Below are 17115 nucleotides of genomic sequence, written 5' to 3'. Positions count from 1 at the left end.
CCTCCCCGCTCCTCCGTCTCCCACCAGCAGAAGGTCCCTCTCCTCATGCAGAACTCCGCCGTCTTCGTGCCCCACTTCCACTGGGACCGGGAATGGTACGAGCCGTTCCAGGTGTTCCGGCACCGGCTCGTCACCGCCCTCGACACCGTGCTGGAGACGGCCGAGACGGACCCGGACTTCCGGTTCACCGTCGACGGGCAGATGGCCGCGATCGAGGACTACCTGGAGATGCGGCCGGAGAACCGCGACCGGGTGGCGGCCCTGGTCGCCGGCGGCCGGCTCGCCATCGGGCCGTGGCTCATCCTGCTGGACGAGTTCCTCTGCTCGGGCGAGACCATCGTGCGCAACCTGCAGATGGGATGGGCGGCCGCGGCGGACCTCGGCGGCTCGATGCCCATCGGCTACCTGCCGGACATGTTCGGCCACGTCGCGCAGATGCCGCAGATCCTGGCGCGCGCCGGGTTCGAGCACGCGGCGCTGTGGCGCGGCGTTCCCGGCTCCGTCGGCGGCCACGCCTTCCGCTGGCGGGCTCCCGACGGCTCCGAGGTGCGCACCGAGTTCCTCTTCGACGGCTACGACAACGGCCTCGACGTGCTGCTGGTGCCCGACCAGATCGGGCGGGCCCTGCGCGAGTACGCGGAGATGACGGCCGAGCGGTGGGGCGGCGACCCGGTGCTCGCGATGGCCGGCACCGACCACAGCGCGCCCGACCCGCGGCTCGCGACCTGGCTGCGGCGCGCGGCCGGCGACGGGCGCGCCATCACCATCGCGACGCTCGACGAGTACATCCGCGAGCACGTGCGCGACGAGGTCTCCACCGTCGTCACCGGCGAGCTGCGCAGCCACGTGCGCGGCAACATCCTCCCGGGCGTCCTCTCCGTGCGGCTGCGGCTCAAGCAGCGGATGGCCGTGGCCGAGCGCACCGTCGACCACGCCGAGCGGGTGAACGCCCTGTGGTCGCGGCGCGACGACTCGCCGTTCCTCTCGCTCGCCTGGCACAAGATCATCGAGTCGAGCGCGCACGACTCGGTCGTCGGCTCCGGCACCGACGAGACCGCCGACCAGGTCGAGGCGCGTCTCGCCGAGGCCGCGCACACGGCTCGGGCGGTGCGGGACGCGGCCCTCGCCGAGCCCGCCGCCCTGGTGCCGAGCGACGGCTACCTGGTCGTCAACCCGCTGCCGTTCCCGCGTACGGCGCTGGTCGAGGTGGACGTCGCGGCCGCGGCCGCGGGAACGGTCCTGGTGGCGACCGCCGGCGACGGCACGGCGCGTCCCGTGCAGCCGACCGCGCAGGCCCCCACCGTGCTCGGCGACGAGCGCGTGGACGCCTCGCAGCTCGAACGCGTGCTGCGCCGCATCCACCGCCGGGAGCTCTTCGGCCGCCTGATCGACCACTACGAGCTGACCCCGGGGTCGCTCGTCTTCCACCTGGCCGAGGTGCCGTCCGGCGGGCCGTTCGACCTGCTGATCCTGCGCCGGGAGGTCGCCGCCGCGGCCGCCGCGCATCCGGGTGAGTGGAGGGTGCTGACGCTCCAGGAGGCCCGCGCGACCGCGCTCGTGCCCGTCGACGTCCCCGCCTCCGGGCTCGCGAGCGTCCGGGTCGGGCCGGGCGAGCGTCCCGCCGCCCTCATGACGACGCCCGCGACGGCGACGGCCCGGGCGCTCAGTAACGGACTGGTCCGGGTCGAGATCGCCGGCGACGGCACCCTGGACGTGACCGGCGCCGACGGCACCGTGCTGCGCGGAGCCGGCCGGCTCGTCGACGGCGGCGACCGCGGCGACAGTTACAACTACGCTCCGCCCGGCCAGGACGTCCTGGTGTCGGAGCCGGTCGAGGTCTCCGTCGAGCTCCTCGAGGACGGCCCGCTGCGGTCGCGGACGCGCGTCACCCGCGTCTACGAATGGCCCGCCGCGCTCTCCTCCGACCGCGACCGGCGCGGCGGCCGGACCGTGGCGACCCCGGTGGAGACGCTCGTGGAGGTGCGCGCGGGCGAGCCCTTCGTACGGGTCTCCACGTCGTTCCTGAACCAGTCCGCCGACCACCGGCTGCGCTTCCACGTGCCGCTGCCCGAGCCGGTCGCCGTGTCCGCGTCCGCCGGGCAGTTCGCCGTCACCGAGCGCGGGCTCACGGCCGAGGGCGGCTGGGGCGAGTACCCGATCCCGACCTTCCCTGCCAGCGCGTTCGTGTCGGCCGGGGCCGCCACCGTGCTGCTCGACCACGCCACCGAGTACGAACTCGTCGGCGACGGCTCAGAACTGGCGGTCACCCTGCTGCGGGCGATCGGCTCGATCAGCGTCAACATCCATCCCCTCCGCGACGAGCCGGCGGCGGCCGAGATCCCCACGCCGGGCGCGCAGGACCTCGGCGTGCGCGTCGAGAGCCGTTTCGCCATCCTGCCCTCGGCTGACGGCTGGAAGGGCGCGAACGCCGTGGCCCTCGCCGAGGTCTTCCGCAACGACGTGCTGGTCACCCGCGGCACCGCGCCGGCCGGAGGTCACCTCCCGCCGGACACGGCAGGGCTCCGGGTCGAGGGCGCGGACGTCCTCGTCTCGAGCATCCGCCGGGTCGGGGACGCCGAGCGCGGCGCCGGGATCGAGGTGCGGGTGGCGGCGATGAGCGACACGGGATCGACCGTACGGATGACCGGCGCGTTCACCGAGGCCACCACGGTCGACCTGCTCGGCCGGCCGCTGTCGGCGACGCCGGTGGCGGACGGGCTCGACCTCGCCCTGGGCCCGTGGGAGATCCGCACGGTCGTGGTCCGGTAGACGACGGCACCCGCACGGAAGGGATGATGACGCTCGTGGCATCTCACGTTCCCCCCTACGTCGCCGACCCCGCGCCGTGGCGCGGCGCACTGCGCCCGGCGCGCTCGTGGCTGCGCTCCGACGCCCCCGCTCGATCGCTGAACGGGCAGTGGCGGTTCCGCCTGTCGCCGACGGCCCGGGTGGCGGAGGACTTCGCGGCCGAGGACTTCGACGACAGCGGGTGGGACCTCATCCCGGTGCCCTCCCACTGGGTGCTCCAGGGCGACGGCGCCTACGGACGGCCGATCTACACGAACGTGCGGTTCCCGTTCCCGATCGACCCGCCCCACGTGCCGGACGAGAACCCCACCGGCGACTACCGCCGCCACTTCGACGTGCCGCCCGACTGGTCGGGAGCAGAGCGCGTCGTGCTGCGGTTCGACGGGGTCGAGTCGCTCTTCAGGGTGTGGGTGAACGGCGACGAGATCGGCGGCGCCGCCGGCAGCCGGCTCGCCCACGAGTTCGACGTGACATCGTCCGTACGGCCGGGGGACAACGTCGTCGCCGTGCGCGTGCACCAGTGGTCGGCGGCCAGCTACGTCGAGGACCAGGACCAGTGGTGGCTGCCCGGCGTCTTCCGCGACGTGACCCTGATCGCGCGGCCGGCCGGAGGCGTCGAGGACGTCTGGCTGCGGACCGGGTTCGAGAACGGGCGCGGACGCGTCGAGACGGAGGTCGTCGCCGACGCGGCGGCGTTCCCGGTCACCCTGCGCCTCCCCGAGCTCGGCGTCGAGCGGGTCTGGGCGACGCCGGACGACGTGGCGCCGTTCGACGTGGACGGCGTGGAGCCCTGGTCGGCCGAGCGGCCCCGCCTGTACGACGTCACCGTGTCGTCGGCGACGGAGAGGGTCGCCCTGCGGGCGGGGTTCCGCACGGTCGAGATCCGCGGCGACCGGTTCCTGGTCAACGGCCGCCGCGTCGTGTTCCACGGGATGAACCGCCACGAGACCCACCCCGAGCGCGGCCGCGTCTTCGACGAGCGGCACGCCCGCGAGGACCTGGCCCGCATGAAGCGGTTCAACGTGAACGCGATCCGCACCAGCCACTACCCGCCGCATCCGCGGCTGCTCGACCTCGCCGACGAGCTGGGGTTCTGGGTCGTCCTCGAATGCGATCTCGAGACCCACGGTTTCGCCCAGCTCGACTGGGCCGGCAATCCCAGCGACGACCCCGCGTGGCGGGACGCGTACCTCGACCGGATCCGGCGCACGGTCGAACGGGACAAGAACCATCCCAGCGTCGTCATCTGGTCCCTCGGCAACGAGGCGGGGACCGGCGCCAACCTCGCCGCCATGTCGGCCTGGGTCCACGCGCGCGACCCCGGACGGCCCGTGCACTACGAGGGCGACCAGGCCGGCGAGTACACCGACGTCTACTCCCGCATGTACGCCTCGGTGCCCGAGACCGAGCAGATCGGCACCGACGGCTCCCGCTCCCCGCTGCCGGACTGCACTCCCGCGCAGGCGGCCCGGCAGCGCGCCAAGCCGTTCCTGCTGTGCGAGTACGCCCACGCGATGGGCAACGGGCCGGGAGCGCTCGACCAGTACGAGGCGCTCGTGCACCGGCATCCGCGGCTGCACGGCGGCTTCGTCTGGGAATGGCGCGATCACGGCATCCTGACGACCACCCCGGACGGCACGCCCTACTACGCGTACGGCGGCGACTTCGGCGAGGTCGTCCACGACGGCAACTTCGTCATGGACGGCATGCTGTTGAGCGACGACGTCCCCACCCCCGGCCTCCACGAGTTCAAGGCGGTCGTGCAGCCGATCCGGTTCGCGTTCGAGGGCGGCGACGTCGCGATCGCGAACCTGCGGCACTCGGCCGACACCTCCGACCTGCGCTTCCGCTGGCGCGTCGAGCACGACGGCACGGTGGTGGACTCCGGGGACCTGGAGGTTCCCGTCGTTGCGGCGGGCGGGTCGGCGCGGGTGCCGCTCCCCCGGATCCCGGTCGCGGCGGACGCGGAGACATGGCTCACCGTGGACGCGGTGCTGGCCGCGCCCACGGCCTGGGCGCCGGAGGGCCACGTGGTCGCGACGGCCCAGCTGGACCGCTCGGCGCGCCGTCCCGTGCCCGCCGTCCGGCACAGAACCGGATGGCGGCCGGGCGGCGGAACGACGACCCTCGGCATCGCCGAGTTCGCCGAGGGGTCTCTCGTGCGCCTCGCCGGCCGCGCCGTGACGGGTCCGCGGCTGGAGCTGTTCCGTGCCCCGACCGACAACGACGAGGGCGCGTCCGAGGACGTCGAGGGGAGCGACGCCAGTGTGGGCGGGGTCTCCAACGCCGACCTGTGGCGTCGCGACGGTCTCGACCGGCTGACCACGCGGCTGCTGTCGGTGGAGCAGGCCCCGGACGCCCTGCGGACCGTCTCCAAGGTCTCCGCGGCGAACTCCGCCCTGTCGGTGATCGTGGAGTCCGTCTGGTCGCTGGAGGGCGGCTCGCTGGAACCCGGCTCGCGGGAAGACGGCTCACTGCAAGGCGGCGAACTCGAGCTGCGGGTGGAGATCCAGCCGTCGAGCGGCTGGCGGACGGTGTGGCCGCGGATCGGGATCCGCTTCGAACTGCCCGACGGCGCGGCTCCCGTGGACGGCGCCGAATGGTTCGGGCTCGGCCCGTTCGAGTCCTACCCCGACAGCCTCCGCGCGGCGCGGACCGGCCGTTTCTCCTCCGCGATCCGCGACCTCTCGGCCGAGTACGCACGACCGCAGGAGACCGGGCACCGGTCCCGGCTCCGTGAGCTGACGCTGACGAGTGCCGGCACGGCGGTGCTGCGCGTCGTGGCGATCCCGGACGCGCGCGGCCGTCGCCCCGGCTTCACGCTCAGCCGCCACACGCCGCAGCAGATCGCCCAGGCGAGGCACCCGTACGAGCTGCCGGACTCGGCGACGAGCCACCTCATCGTCGACGCGGCCCAGCACGGGCTCGGCTCCCGGGCCTGCGGGCCGGACGTGTGGCCGGAGTTCTCGCTCCGCCCGGAGGCGCGCACGATCAGACTGCGCATCGCGGCGGGCTAGGTCTCGCTCCCGGTGTCGTCCTGGTCGATCCGCACATCGGAGCACGACCGCAGGACGACGTCGGGTGTCTCCTGCCCGTGCCGCACGACGTGGTTGCCCCGGAGGCGGATGCCGTGTGTGCTCCGCGCGTCGAGCGCGGGCACGCCGTCGAGCGTGAACCGGTTGTCCGCCACGACCACCCCGCGGTGGACCGGATGCGCCTCGTCGCATCGGGTGTTCCTCGGATCGAGGAGGATCGCCGGTCCGCCGGGGTCGAGGAACTCGTTGCCGCGGATCGTCAGGTCGCGCACCGGCCCGGACTCCCACCACTCCTGGGCGTCGCAGGAGACGTAGATCGCGGCCATCCCGGTCCGTTCGAAGCGGTTGTCCTCGATCAGCACCGGGCGCCGGGTGGTCACGAGCACGCCGCGCGTGGGCACGTTGCGGAAGACGTTGCCCGCGATCCGCACGCTCGGCGTCCGGGTGACGTTCTCCACCGCGGTCCAGCCGGCGAGGCCCTCCGCGAGCTCCGTGTCGACGGTGACGACGAGGGTGCGCAGCGGCCGGTCGTGGTCGCGGCCGCTCGGCTGCCGCGCGCTCCGCACCGTGGCGGAGGCGACCGCCCGGAGCGTGGCGCGGTCGACGAGCTCGACCTCGTCGCCCGGCGAGAACTGGGGAAACCCCGCCGTCTCCCGGTGCGGGTATTCGAGTTCGAGCGTACGGCGGTCCGGCTGGCCGGTCACCCGCAGGTAGGTGCCGTGCACGTTGATCGGGTCGTCGTGCGGGCCGTCGAAGAGGCAGTCGCGCACCACCACCTGTCCGGAGCAGCCGGAGAACTGGAGGAAGTCGGCGAAGCCGGCGCTGTGCCGCCCGCTGTCCGGCGGCGGCCGGAACTCGCACTCCTCGACGGCGACGTCCCGGCTCGTCTGCGCGACCACGCCGAATCCGTGCAGGAAGCGGAACCGCAGCCGCGACAGCGTCACCTCGGAGCTGTCGAGCACGAGCCCGCCCGGGTGGTCGCGGGTCGTCGGCCGCATCGAGTAGACCAGCCCCAGGTCGGCCGGTTCGCCGTCGTGCTCGTAGTCGATCCGGATGTCACGCTCCCCCACCCGCTCGATCGACCGTACGCGGTCGAAGAGGGGGTTGGGGCCGCGCCACGTCCGCCCGCCGGCGGGGTCGTGGATCTGGGTGTACTCCAGGCCGTCGCGCCCCGACCAGTCGATCGCGCCCGAGCCGAGCGTCTCCCCCCGCCAGCGGATCGAGGCGCCCTCCACAGAGAAGAGCGTGGCGGCGGGCACCCGGATCACCCGGTAGGCCCGGCCCGCCGCGACGCCTGCGGCCACCACGGTGCCGTCGACGACCGTCGGCACCGCCATGTCGAACTCCAGCCCCTCGACGCGTACCCGCCGCGAGTCGACGACGGCGAAGGTCGTCTGACGCCCGTGCAGGACGAGACGGGCGCCCTCCCCCGCGATGACGAGGTCGTCCGCGGCCTCCACGAGAAGCGCGATCGACTTGTCGCGGTGTCGCGGGTCGTCCCCCACCGTGTTGGAGACGTACAGCTCGCGGCGCCGCGCGCCGTCCCGCCACAGGTGGTAGTCGCCGGGCGGGAAGCGGAGCAGCACCGGGCCGGCGACGGCGCCCGCCGCGCGCAGCGCCGCCCGGACCGCGGGCGCGGCGTCGAGGTCGGGCCGGCCGGGGACCGCCCCGAAGCCGCTGACGTCGAGCACCGTCGGCGGACGCCGTGGCGCCCAGCCGGCCGTCGTGGGGCGGAGCCGCCGCGTCCGGCCGGCTGGGCGCGGGGTCACTGCCCGGCCTTGTACTTGTCGTAGGCCTGCTGGTTCAGCTCCAGGTACCGCTTCATGCCGACGCCGTCGAGACCGCTGACGTAGGCGTCCCAGTCGGTGTCGATGTTCTTCGACCCGGTGACGAAGGCCAGCTCACCCTGGGTGACGTAGCTGTCGAGGTTCGTCTTCAGCGTCGCCATCTCGGAGCTCACGCTCGGATCGATCCAGACGGAGACCGTCGGGAAGAACTGCGCCTTGTCCTCGTGGCCCTCGTACAGCTTCGTCGCCTGGAACAGCCGCCGCTCGTACCCGTCCTCGGCGTAGATGTCCATCGGCGTCACCTGGGCGTTGCGGTAGGCGAGCGTCAGGTTGTACTGCGCCATCGCGTCCCAGGAGAGGTTCTTGGGCGCCTCCGAGCCGGGCGTGCGCTTGTAGAGCGGCTGGACGCTGTTGTCGAGCGCGACGTCGCCGGGCCCCGGCTTGGTCCAGCCCACGCCCTCCGGACCCATGACCGCGGTCTCGGTGCCCTCGGTCGTGTAGATGTAGTCGAGCATCTTGATCGCCGCGACCTGCGCCTCTTTGCTGGCCTTGTTGGTCAGCATGAAGGTGAAGGTGCTGGAGCTCGGGTAGTTCATGCCGCTGTAGCTCTTACCGGACGGCCCGGTCAGCGGCGGCGCGGCGTCGTACTGCTTGTCGCGGCCGTCCTTGGAGCCCAGCTGCACGAAGATGGCCGGGTGCAGGAGCGGCGACGAGCCGATCATGACGGCGTCGGGGTTGTTGCCGGTCGCCTGCAGCGCCTCGGCGTTCTGCGTGAACGAGGCCGGGTCGATCAACCCCTCCTGGAACAGCGAGTGGATGTACTTCAGGCCTTCGCGCCACTCCGGCTTGTCCACCGGGGTGGTGACCTTGTCGCCGTCGAGGGTGAGCAGCCCGATCCCGCCGTTGTTCGCGCCGGCGGGAGGATAGGCGAACGCGCCCATCAGGTAGTCGATCAGGTGGCCGTCCTGCACGTCGGCCGTCATCGGGATCTCGTCGGCCTTGCCGTTGCCGTTCGGGTCCTTCGTCTTGAACGCCCGCAGGACCGTGCGCAGCTCCTCCGTGGTCTTCGGCATCTGCAGGTGCAGCTTCTTCAACCAGGCGGTGTTGATCCAGAGCTTGTTCGGATAGGTGCAGTGGAAGCAGTCCGACCACTGCGGAAGGGCGTAGATGTGCCCGTCGGGCGCGGTCGACATCTCCTTGAGCGTCTTGTTGGAGTCCAGCGCCTTCTGGATGTTGGGCGCGTTCTCCTTGATCAGGTTCTCGAGCGGCACCGCGACGCCCTGCTTGCCCAGCTTCAGCACCTCGGCCTGCGAGAACCCGTCCACCCAGGGGATCAGCAGGAACAGGTCCGGGTAGTCGCCGCTGGCGAGCGCGATCTGCCTCTTCTCCTTGGCCGGGCCCGCGTCGAAGGTGGTGGTCTGCCAGCGGAACTGGATCTTGAACTTGTCGCTCATCAGCTTCGTGACCGGGTTCGTGGCCAGATCCAGGTCGGCGTTGGCGGGCGCGAACGTGTCGATGACGACCTTGCCGCCGGCGAACTCGGGCTTGACGCCGTCGCCGTCCCCGGAGCCGGAACTGCATCCCGCCACAGCCAGCGTCGTGGCGCTCGTCAGTACGGCGACCGTTTTCTTGATGGAACGCATGTGCACTGTTCCCTTTTCCTTGGTGGAGCCCGTTTCCGGAGGTGATTTCAATCGAGAGGTGCTGCTAGCCCTTGACGGCGCCGACCATCACGCCCTTGGTGAAGTGGCGGGCGATGAACGGATAGATGATCAGCACGGGCACGCTCGAGACGACGATGAGGGCGTACTTCAAAACGTTGGCGAGCTGCTGCTGGGCCATCTGCTGCGCCATGTTCGTGGCGCCGACGCCGCGCGTGTTCAGGACGAGCATGTTCCTGAGCACGATCTGCAACGGATAGAGATCGGGGTCCTTGAGGTAGACCAGGGCGTCGAAGTAGGTGTTCCACTGCCAGATGACGTACATCAGCGTGAGGACGGCCAGCAGCGGCTTCGACAGCGGCAGCACCACCGACCGGAGGTAGCGCAGCTCGCTCGCCCCGTCCAGCATCGCCGCCTCGTGCAGCTCCTCCGGGATGGAGTTGGCGAAGAACGTGCGCGCGATGATCACCTGCCAGACGCCGATGGCGTTGGGGATCAGCAGCGCCCAGCGGGTGTTCAGCATGCCGAGGTCCTGGACCACCATGTACGTCGGGATCAGGCCGCCCGAGAACAACATCGTGAAGATCAGGCCGGTCATCAGCACGTTGCGCCCGAAGAACCGCTTGCGCGACAGCGGGTAGGCGATGGCCACGGTCAGCGTGACGCTGATCAGCGTGCCGGCCGTGGCGTAGAACAGCGAGTTGTAGTACCCGCGGAGGACCTGCGGGTTGCTCAGAGCCTCCTTGTAGGCCCGCAGCGAGAACTCCACCGGCCAGAAGCTCACCCGGCCCGCGGACACGGCGCTCGCGCTGCTGAACGAGCTGGCGACGATGTAGATCAACGGCAGCAGCACCAGCGCCAGGATCACCACCAGCATGACCGTGACGACGATCAGGAACACGCGGTCGCGGAACGGCTCGCGGACCCTCTTCACCGCCGGGGTCTGCGGCCGCAGCCTCGACAGCACCGACGACGTCAGCGCGCTCATCCCCACAGTCCCTTCCCGGTGATCCGCTTGGCGGCGACGTTGACGAAAAGCAGCAGGCAGAGGTTGACCACCGAGTTGAACAGACCGACGGCGGTCGCCGTGCTGAAGTCCGCGTTGATCAGGCCGGTCTTGTAGACGTAGGTCGGGATGATCTCCGACTGCGCCAGGTTCAGGTCGTTCTGCAGCAGGTAGGCCTTCTCGAACCCGATCGCCATCATGTTCCCCACGCCGAGCACCAGGATGATCACGGCGGTGGGCATGATCCCGGGAATGTCGACGTGCCGGATCCGCTGCAGCCGGGTGGCGCCGTCGATCTTGGCGGCCTCGTGCAGCGCCGGATCGATGCCCGCGAGCGCGGCCATGTAGATGACGGCCGAGTAGCCCGTCGTCTGCCAGACATCCGACCACACGTAGATGTGGCGGAAGTAGTGCGGGTCGCCGAGGAAGTCGACGGCCGGGATCCCGAACAGCCCGAGCGCGTCGTTCACGAGCCCGATCCGCGGCGACAGGATGAGGATCGTCATCGAGACGACGACGACCGTGGAGATGAAGTAGGGTGCGTAAGTGATCATCTGCACGGACCGCTTGAACCAGCCGTCGCGGATCTCGTTCAGCGCGATCGCCAGGATGATCGGGATCGGGAAACTCGCCAGGACCAGGTAGAACGCCAGGATGAAGGTGTTCTTCAGCAGCGTCCCGAAGACCGGGTTGGCGAAGAACATCTCGAAGTTCTTGAACCCGACCCAGTCGCTGCCCCAGGGCCCCTTGATGACGTTGTAGTCCTTGAACGCGATGACGGCGTTGCTGATCGGGACGTACTTGAACACGACGAAGTACAGGACCGGCAGGACCACCAGCAGGTAGAGCTGCCAGTACAGCCGCCAGGAGCGCCGCGCCTCCGTCCAGCGGCTGTGCCAGTAGCGCGCGAACGCGTTCCGGTCCGTGCGGGACCCGGCCGGTTCGGTCGCGCCGGCCGGCGGGCCCGGACGCCGTGTGGTGACCGCCATCAGTCCACCCGCAGGTCGCGGGCGGCGGCGAGGCCCGGCTCGCCTTCGACGCCGGGCGCCCGGCGGTTCCCGGCCACCGCTCCCCGCCGGGTGACCGCGCCCGGCCGCGGGGTGCGCTCGACGTGGCAGCCGTCCGGTACGGCACGGGCCGGGCTCACGTGCGGCTCCGTCAGCGAAAGCGGTGACCTCAAGTCACACCTCCTGGTCGAGGGGGGTTGGTGGTGCCTGTTGCGATGTGACCGGCCGATGCCGGATTGAGGCCTCTGGGGCCGCCGGTGCCACGGCTGCGAGGCCGCGCCGTGGCGTGAAACATAGGCGAAACGTAGGATCAATATTTAACTTCGTCAAGTATTGATTTGGTCTCGGACGAGTCCTACGCTCAGCGGCACCCATGGGCCGCGCTCCGCAGAACCGAGGACCTCATGCCCCCGTGCCGTTCGACCCCGATCCCCGCCTGTGGCCGCCACCCGGCCCCGCCACCGTCTCCGTACGGCTTCGCCGCTCACGACGAAGGCCCGGGTCCGGAGGGGGATCCGGACCCGGGCCCATGAGCCTCGGGTGCGTTCGTCGGTTATGCGCGGTGCGGGACCGTCACCGCCTGGGCTTGAAGTAGTGCGTCACCATGTAGGCGGTGACCTGCGCGCCGATCTTCGCGCCCTGCAGGTCGGCCGTGCGCGTGTGGATGCCGCCCCAGACGCGGGCGTTCACGACCTCGGCGAGCGCCTGGGAGAACCCGCGGAAGTACCTCGTGGTGCCGGAGTCGGCGCTGAACCCGCTGAACGGGATGTCGTCCCGGCCGAAGAAGTACGCCAACGCCGACATGCTCGCCGCGGTGAAGCAGGTGTGTCCGGACGTGAAGTCGGGGTGCGGCGGCGTGACGAGCAGCGGCATCCACGCGGGGTCGGCCACCGTCTTCGGGTTGCCGTCGGTGTCGGCGAGCTGGATCGCGGTGACGGGGCGCCAGAAGTTCCACGCCGCCTTCTCGTTGTAGCAGGCCGTCGTCGCATCGGCCTCGGCCAGGTCGACCATCGCGAACATGCGGGCCGCCTGGAGCGGGCTCAGCCGCCGCGTCGTCGCGAGCTGCCGCTTGATCTCCCATTCGGCCAGGTGCCTGTCGTGCCACCAGATCGCGGCCTGCGTCTGGTCGGCCGTCCTGATCGTGCTGGTCGCCGAGCCGATCGCCTTGACCTCGTTGATGTCCCTGGCGTACTGGGCACTGGTGAGCGCCGGCGGACCCGACGTGCGGAACATGGACGCGCTGGGGATGAGGAACGGCTTGAGGTGGGCGACCCACGCTCCGTCCGAGGCGAACGTGGGAGGCGTCGGCCGCCACTGGCCGGGCTGCGTGCCGACGGGCCAGGTCTGGCTTCCGAACGCCCCGTCGTCCCGCCGCGCGGCGATCATCGCGTCGGCCGCCTGCGTGCCCACGGTGATTCCGCGCTGCTTGGCGGTGCCGTCGGGAATCGCGGCCAGCGCCTCGTCGTACTGCGTCCGCAGCCTCGCCTGCTGGTCGGGGAACAGCGCGTTAAGCACGAGGAAGCTCGCGGTCGCGACGGCCGCGTCCGCCGACTCGGTCCCGTCGGCGGCCGGCGCGACCAGGTACGGCTGGTAGGGCGTGCCGGCGATCGCGTTCAGCGCGTCGTAGACGGCTCCGTGCACCATCGCGAAACTGCGCGCCTGGACCTGTGGCTGCTGATGGGCGTTGTCCCAAATAGCCGTCTGGGCGTTGCGGTCCCACACGACGACGGCGTTGTCGGGCGTGCCCGAATCCGACGCGAACGACGAGCCTTCGAGCGCGACCGGCGACCCTACCGTGACGATTGCGGCGACGGCCAGAAAAACGGCCTTGCGCCGGAGGACGGTTGCCCGGCCCGTTTCACCTGAAGCAAGCATGCCAGCAAACTACTCGGAAGATCACAACCGTCACAGTGGCCACCAATCGACAGGGCGATAATGCCGTGACCGAAAACAAGCCCCCTTGCCGCCGCGAGGTCCGGTCGTATCCTCCGGCCACACGGCCGACGTCCCACGATCACCGGAACGCCACCGTCAGGTGGCTTTCCTGGACCGATCCAAACTGGGAATCGTCAACCGCCCTGCTGCGAAACGAGCGCGCGGGGCGAATTCACATGCAGCGGAAATCCCAGAGGGAGCCGAGGTCGCGGTCCTGGATCTCGACGATGACCTGCTGTTGGCCGGACATGTCGAGCGAGGCCGGCGTTTGCGGGAGCGTCCACACCTTGACGGCGAAGGATTCCTCTCCTCCCGCGACCGGTGTTATCGCCGCCGTCTCGTAGTAATGAGTGATCTCATCGGCCGAGAGCTTCGTCGTCATGTCGAAGCGGAGCCGGTAGGTGCACGTGTCCTTCATGCCGTACGCCGCGAAGGAGGCGGAGAACTCCTCCGACGCGAAGCCGGTGGACGGAGGCGGTGGATAGCTCAGGATCCGGCCGGCGAGGTCGTCCATCTGCCGGTTGTGAATCCACTCCGGCATTTTGGCGAACGCGTACAGCAGGGGCAGGACCAGCACGACCGCCACCGCACGGCCCCACCGCCGCCGCCCTCGCGTCGCGGATTCCGGCACCGCATCCAGATCAGCGGCCATCGACATGAGCTCCGTCCTTGTGCCGTCTCCGCGCGCGAGCGAGACCTCACGTGAGACAGGCGCCCGCCGGAGCGCCTCTCCGGCGGGCGCCTCGGCTCACGACGACGCCGAGCGGGGCTCGCGCCACATGGGATACATGACGGGGCCGCCCGGGAGCCGGACCAACTCGGGCATGTCCACATACCCGTGCCGCAGGTAGAGCCGGCGGCTCGCCTCGCTGCTGGCCTCCAGGTAGGCGGGGATCCCTTCGGCGTCGAGCTTGCGGTGGTGCTCCTCCAGCAGGAGGGTCCCGAGGCCGCGGCCGGTCCTGCCCCGGACCAGGGCGATGAACGCCAGGTAGTGATGGGGCTCGTGCGGGTGGAGCTTGTCCATCAGCTCGCCCAGGATGCCGTAGCGCTCGGCGTTCTCCCCCGCGAAGGAGGCGATCGCCTCCTCCAGGCCGGGGACCTCGGGGAACGGCGCGGTGAACCAGACCGCGACCCCGGAGAGCTCGCCCGACTCGTGGATCCCGTAGACGGTCCCGTGCTCGAGCGCGTGCGTCACCTGCAGGGTGAAGAACCGCCTCTGCATCGGCAGGCGGTCCTCCACCGCCGGGACCAGCCAGGCCGTGATCTCGTCCGTGCCGAACGTGTCGGCGATGATGCCGCCGGCCACGGCGGCGTCCGTCATGTAGGTGATCTCGGCGCTCACTTGCGGCCTCCGCCGACGGCCTGGGCGCCGAGGCCGATGTTCGCGTACACCTCGGGCCTGGTCGCCTGCAGCACCCGCGCCCACACGACGCCGAAGACGATCGCCACGACGAAGAGGCTGGGCAGGATCCAGCGGAGGACGGAGTCGGGCGCGACCCCGAGCACGGTGTCGAAGTTCATCAGGGTGAGACCGATGATGACGAACAGCGCCAGGGTCGCCAGGGCCGGCGCGACACGCGTCCGCCACGCCGTCTCGCCCCGGGAGTCGCGGGCGAAGTAGGCGATGACCGCGATCGAGGTCGCGGCGAGCAGGGCCAGCAGCCCGAGGCCGCCGAAGGCGCCGAAGGTGAAGAACAGCTTCGTGACGGGATCGAGGCCGAGGACCGCGTAGACGACGATCACGATCAGTCCGAGCGCCGTCTGCAGCACCGATCCGGCCACCGGGGCGGCCGTGCGGGCCGAGGTGCGCCCGAACACCGAGGGCAGCACGTTCTCCCTGCCCAGGGCGAAGATGTAGCGGGCCGTGGTGTTGTGGAAGGCGATCATGCAGGCGATGCTGCTCGTCATGAACAGGACGGAGCCGAGCGTCGCGACCGTGGAGCCCAGGTGGTCGGCCGCCTGGGCGAAGACGAACCCGGTCCCCTGGTCGGTCGCCGCCTTGACGACGCCGTCCGGACCGGTCGGCACCGTCTGCGCCCACGCCGAGATCGCGTACAGGATCGCGATGATGGCGATGCCGAGGTAGGTGGCCACCGGCACGGTCCTGTTGCGGTCCTTGGACTCCTCGGCGAAGACCACCGACGACTCGAACCCGGCGAAGCCCGCGACGACCGTGGCCAGCGCGGCCCCCACGCCGGGCACGAACAGGGAGCCGGGGCTGAAGCCGGTGAAGCTGACGCCGCTCGGGGCCGCGTTGAACAGGTCGCCGAGGTCGAACAGCAGGACGACGGCGATCTCGCTGACCAGCAGGACCGAAAGGACCTTGCCGTTGACGTCCACCCGCAGCAGGCCCAGCACGCCGGTCAGCGCCCACGCCACCAGCGCGATCACCCACCACGCGGGCGACAGGCCGAACCAGTCGCGCAGCAGCGGCTCGGCCGCCGACCCGATGATGCCGTACAGGCCCAGTTGGAGGGCGTTGTAGGCGAGCAGCGCCACCCACGCGGTCGCCACCCCCGCCGTACGGCCGAGTCCCTGGGTCGCGTAGGCGTAGAAGGCGCCCGCGTTCACCACGTGCCGCGCCATCGTCACGTAGCCGACGGCGAAGAGCGCGAAGATCGCGCCCAGCAGCAGGAACGCGAACGGCACGCCGAGGACGCCGGTCACCGCGTACGCCGTGGGGACCGAGCCCGCGACGACCATCAGCGGCGCGGCGGCGGAGATGACGAAGAACACTACCGATGGGACGCCGAGCCGATCCTCGGCCAGGGCTGCGGACACGGCGCTGGGCCGTTGCTCTGTCAGTGACATACCGGGACTCCGTGAGAGGGGGGCGGGAAGGGGGTCAACGACGGCTGATGACGACTTCGCCGATGGCGACCTCGGTCTGGACGACGAGTCTCCGAAAGGGCACGGGGAGGATGGCGGTCGCGGCGGCCTGGAACTCGCGGTCGTGCTCCCACAGCGCCTGCTGGTCGCATCCGGTGGCCACGCAGAGCCCGTACAGGACGCAGTCCCTCAGCGCGGGCGGCCTGCGCCGCTGGATGGCGAGGGTGAGACGGGCGCGCGGCCAGGCGGCCGTGTTCGAGTCCACGGGGGCCGCCGGCTGCTGCTTCAACAGGGACCGTCCCGGCGGGTGGAGCAGGTTCGCGGCGATCATCCTGCTTCTGAGGTCGGCGTAGATCGTGCGGGCGAAGAACAGCAGCCAGGTGTGGAGGGGGTGCTGCGGCTCGGCGACGATCTGGTCCAGCACGTTCTGCGTGAGCGGCTCGCCGGTGGCGTCCGAGGCGAGGACATGGAGGCGGTCCTGGCCCGAGGCGAGCTCGACCGTGACGCGTTCGGCGAGCATCAGTTCACCCAGGACGGCGCCCGCCAGCCCGATGCTCGCGAGCCGGGGATGCAACCGCGGCTGACCCGTTCCGTTGTCGTGCATGACGAAGTACAGATCGTCGGCCAGCGACGGGCTCGAAAGATCACCTTCAGCCACGAACGGCGATGATATAGGCGAATTGTTAAATCTGTCATCGAGGAAAGACGGCAGTGCCCGATTACCAATGACCAGGCACGTACGGTCGCGACGCCCCTTACGGTTACTGCACTCCGCTATTTCGGGCAACCATTTCCAGGCGAGCACAGCGGAACACCTCGCGGAACGATCCAGGGCCGCGTGTGTTGCACGCCGATGCCGCCGCGGACCTGTTCCCGCCGGTACGGCCTGCCGTTCCGGCCGGCGTCCGACCTTACGGCGATTCGCCCGTGTTCGGCACGTTCCATGAATGGTTTTCGGCAGCCGAAACAACTCCTTAATGAGCGACACGAATAGCGGACGCGGCGGATCGCCCTTCGCCGCGCATCGGCGGGGACGCGGTTTTGTCG

12 protein-coding genes are annotated in these 17115 nt (G+C 70.6%); 2 read left to right on the top strand and 10 right to left on the bottom strand.

Going from position 1 to position 17115, the window contains the following annotated elements; translation table 11 throughout:
• The first annotated feature begins 45 nt into the window (after nt 1-45).
• Nucleotides 46-2769: a glycoside hydrolase family 38 N-terminal domain-containing protein gene (locus Mco01_RS11285; RefSeq protein WP_204056839.1), complete on the top strand. Its 2724-nt coding sequence runs from the start codon at nt 46-48 to the stop codon at nt 2767-2769.
• A 26-nt stretch (nt 2770-2795) separates the two neighbouring features.
• Complete coding sequence (locus Mco01_RS11280) at nt 2796-5825, top strand: glycoside hydrolase family 2 TIM barrel-domain containing protein (RefSeq protein ID WP_204056838.1); 3030 nt, start codon at nt 2796-2798, stop codon at nt 5823-5825.
• Here Mco01_RS11280 and Mco01_RS11275 read toward each other — a convergent pair.
• From Mco01_RS11275 to Mco01_RS11230, 10 genes are all read right to left on the bottom strand, one after another.
• Complete coding sequence (locus Mco01_RS11275) at nt 5822-7612, bottom strand: right-handed parallel beta-helix repeat-containing protein (protein ID WP_204056837.1); 1791 nt, start codon at nt 7610-7612, stop codon at nt 5822-5824. The genes Mco01_RS11280 and Mco01_RS11275 overlap by 4 nt on opposite strands.
• On the bottom strand, nt 7609-9273 hold the full coding sequence (locus Mco01_RS11270) for a type 2 periplasmic-binding domain-containing protein (RefSeq protein ID WP_204056836.1): 1665 nt from the start codon (nt 9271-9273) through the stop codon (nt 7609-7611). Before Mco01_RS11270 ends, Mco01_RS11275 begins: the two co-directional genes overlap by 4 nt.
• Nucleotides 9274-9337: 64 nt before the next feature.
• Nucleotides 9338-10279 carry a carbohydrate ABC transporter permease gene (locus tag Mco01_RS11265; protein ID WP_204056835.1) on the bottom strand — a complete coding sequence of 314 codons (942 nt, stop codon included), beginning with the start codon at nt 10277-10279 and terminating at the stop codon, nt 9338-9340.
• Nucleotides 10276-11286 carry an ABC transporter permease gene (locus tag Mco01_RS11260; RefSeq protein WP_204056834.1) on the bottom strand — a complete coding sequence of 337 codons (1011 nt, stop codon included), beginning with the start codon at nt 11284-11286 and terminating at the stop codon, nt 10276-10278. The genes Mco01_RS11265 and Mco01_RS11260 overlap by 4 nt, the downstream gene beginning before the upstream one ends.
• Nucleotides 11286-11444, bottom strand: coding sequence for a hypothetical protein (locus Mco01_RS11255; protein WP_204056833.1), 159 nt, complete (start codon nt 11442-11444; stop codon nt 11286-11288). The genes Mco01_RS11260 and Mco01_RS11255 overlap by 1 nt, the downstream gene beginning before the upstream one ends.
• Before the next feature lie 433 nt (nt 11445-11877).
• Nucleotides 11878-13179: a vanadium-dependent haloperoxidase gene (locus Mco01_RS11250; protein WP_204056832.1), complete on the bottom strand. Its 1302-nt coding sequence runs from the start codon at nt 13177-13179 to the stop codon at nt 11878-11880.
• Between the two features lie 232 nt (nt 13180-13411).
• The gene (locus tag Mco01_RS11245; RefSeq protein ID WP_204056831.1) at nt 13412-13825 is read right to left on the bottom strand and encodes a hypothetical protein; all 414 of its coding nucleotides are present in this window, start codon (nt 13823-13825) and stop codon (nt 13412-13414) included.
• Nucleotides 13826-13987: 162 nt separating this feature from the next.
• Nucleotides 13988-14581 (bottom strand): GNAT family N-acetyltransferase, encoded by a 594-nt coding sequence (locus Mco01_RS11240; protein ID WP_204056830.1) that lies wholly within the window; start codon nt 14579-14581, stop codon nt 13988-13990.
• On the bottom strand, nt 14578-16050 hold the full coding sequence (locus Mco01_RS11235; RefSeq protein ID WP_204056829.1) for an APC family permease: 1473 nt from the start codon (nt 16048-16050) through the stop codon (nt 14578-14580). The genes Mco01_RS11240 and Mco01_RS11235 overlap by 4 nt, the downstream gene beginning before the upstream one ends.
• Nucleotides 16051-16084: 34 nt before the next feature.
• Nucleotides 16085-16726: a GOLPH3/VPS74 family protein gene (locus Mco01_RS11230; protein WP_204056828.1), complete on the bottom strand. Its 642-nt coding sequence runs from the start codon at nt 16724-16726 to the stop codon at nt 16085-16087.
• Nucleotides 16727-17115 lie beyond the last annotated feature (389 nt).

Origin of the sequence: Microbispora corallina, from assembly GCF_016863035.1 — a bacterium.
In the GTDB taxonomy this organism is placed as follows: domain Bacteria; phylum Actinomycetota; class Actinomycetes; order Streptosporangiales; family Streptosporangiaceae; genus Microbispora; species Microbispora corallina.
The sequence above is the reverse complement of the archived record's forward strand: the minus strand, read 5'-3'. Positions and strand labels throughout refer to the sequence as shown.

Coding starts and splice junctions, on each gene's coding strand:
- Mco01_RS11285 (WP_204056839.1), top strand. CDS start 46: ATGCAGAACTCCGCCGTCTTCGTGCCCCACTTCCACTGGGACCGGGAA.
- Mco01_RS11280 (WP_204056838.1), top strand. CDS start 2,796: ATGACGCTCGTGGCATCTCACGTTCCCCCCTACGTCGCCGACCCCGCG.
- Mco01_RS11270 (WP_204056836.1), bottom strand. CDS start 9,273: ATGCGTTCCATCAAGAAAACGGTCGCCGTACTGACGAGCGCCACGACG.
- Mco01_RS11265 (WP_204056835.1), bottom strand. CDS start 10,279: ATGAGCGCGCTGACGTCGTCGGTGCTGTCGAGGCTGCGGCCGCAGACC.
- Mco01_RS11260 (WP_204056834.1), bottom strand. CDS start 11,286: ATGGCGGTCACCACACGGCGTCCGGGCCCGCCGGCCGGCGCGACCGAA.
- Mco01_RS11250 (WP_204056832.1), bottom strand. CDS start 13,179: ATGCTTGCTTCAGGTGAAACGGGCCGGGCAACCGTCCTCCGGCGCAAG.
- Mco01_RS11235 (WP_204056829.1), bottom strand. CDS start 16,050: ATGTCACTGACAGAGCAACGGCCCAGCGCCGTGTCCGCAGCCCTGGCC.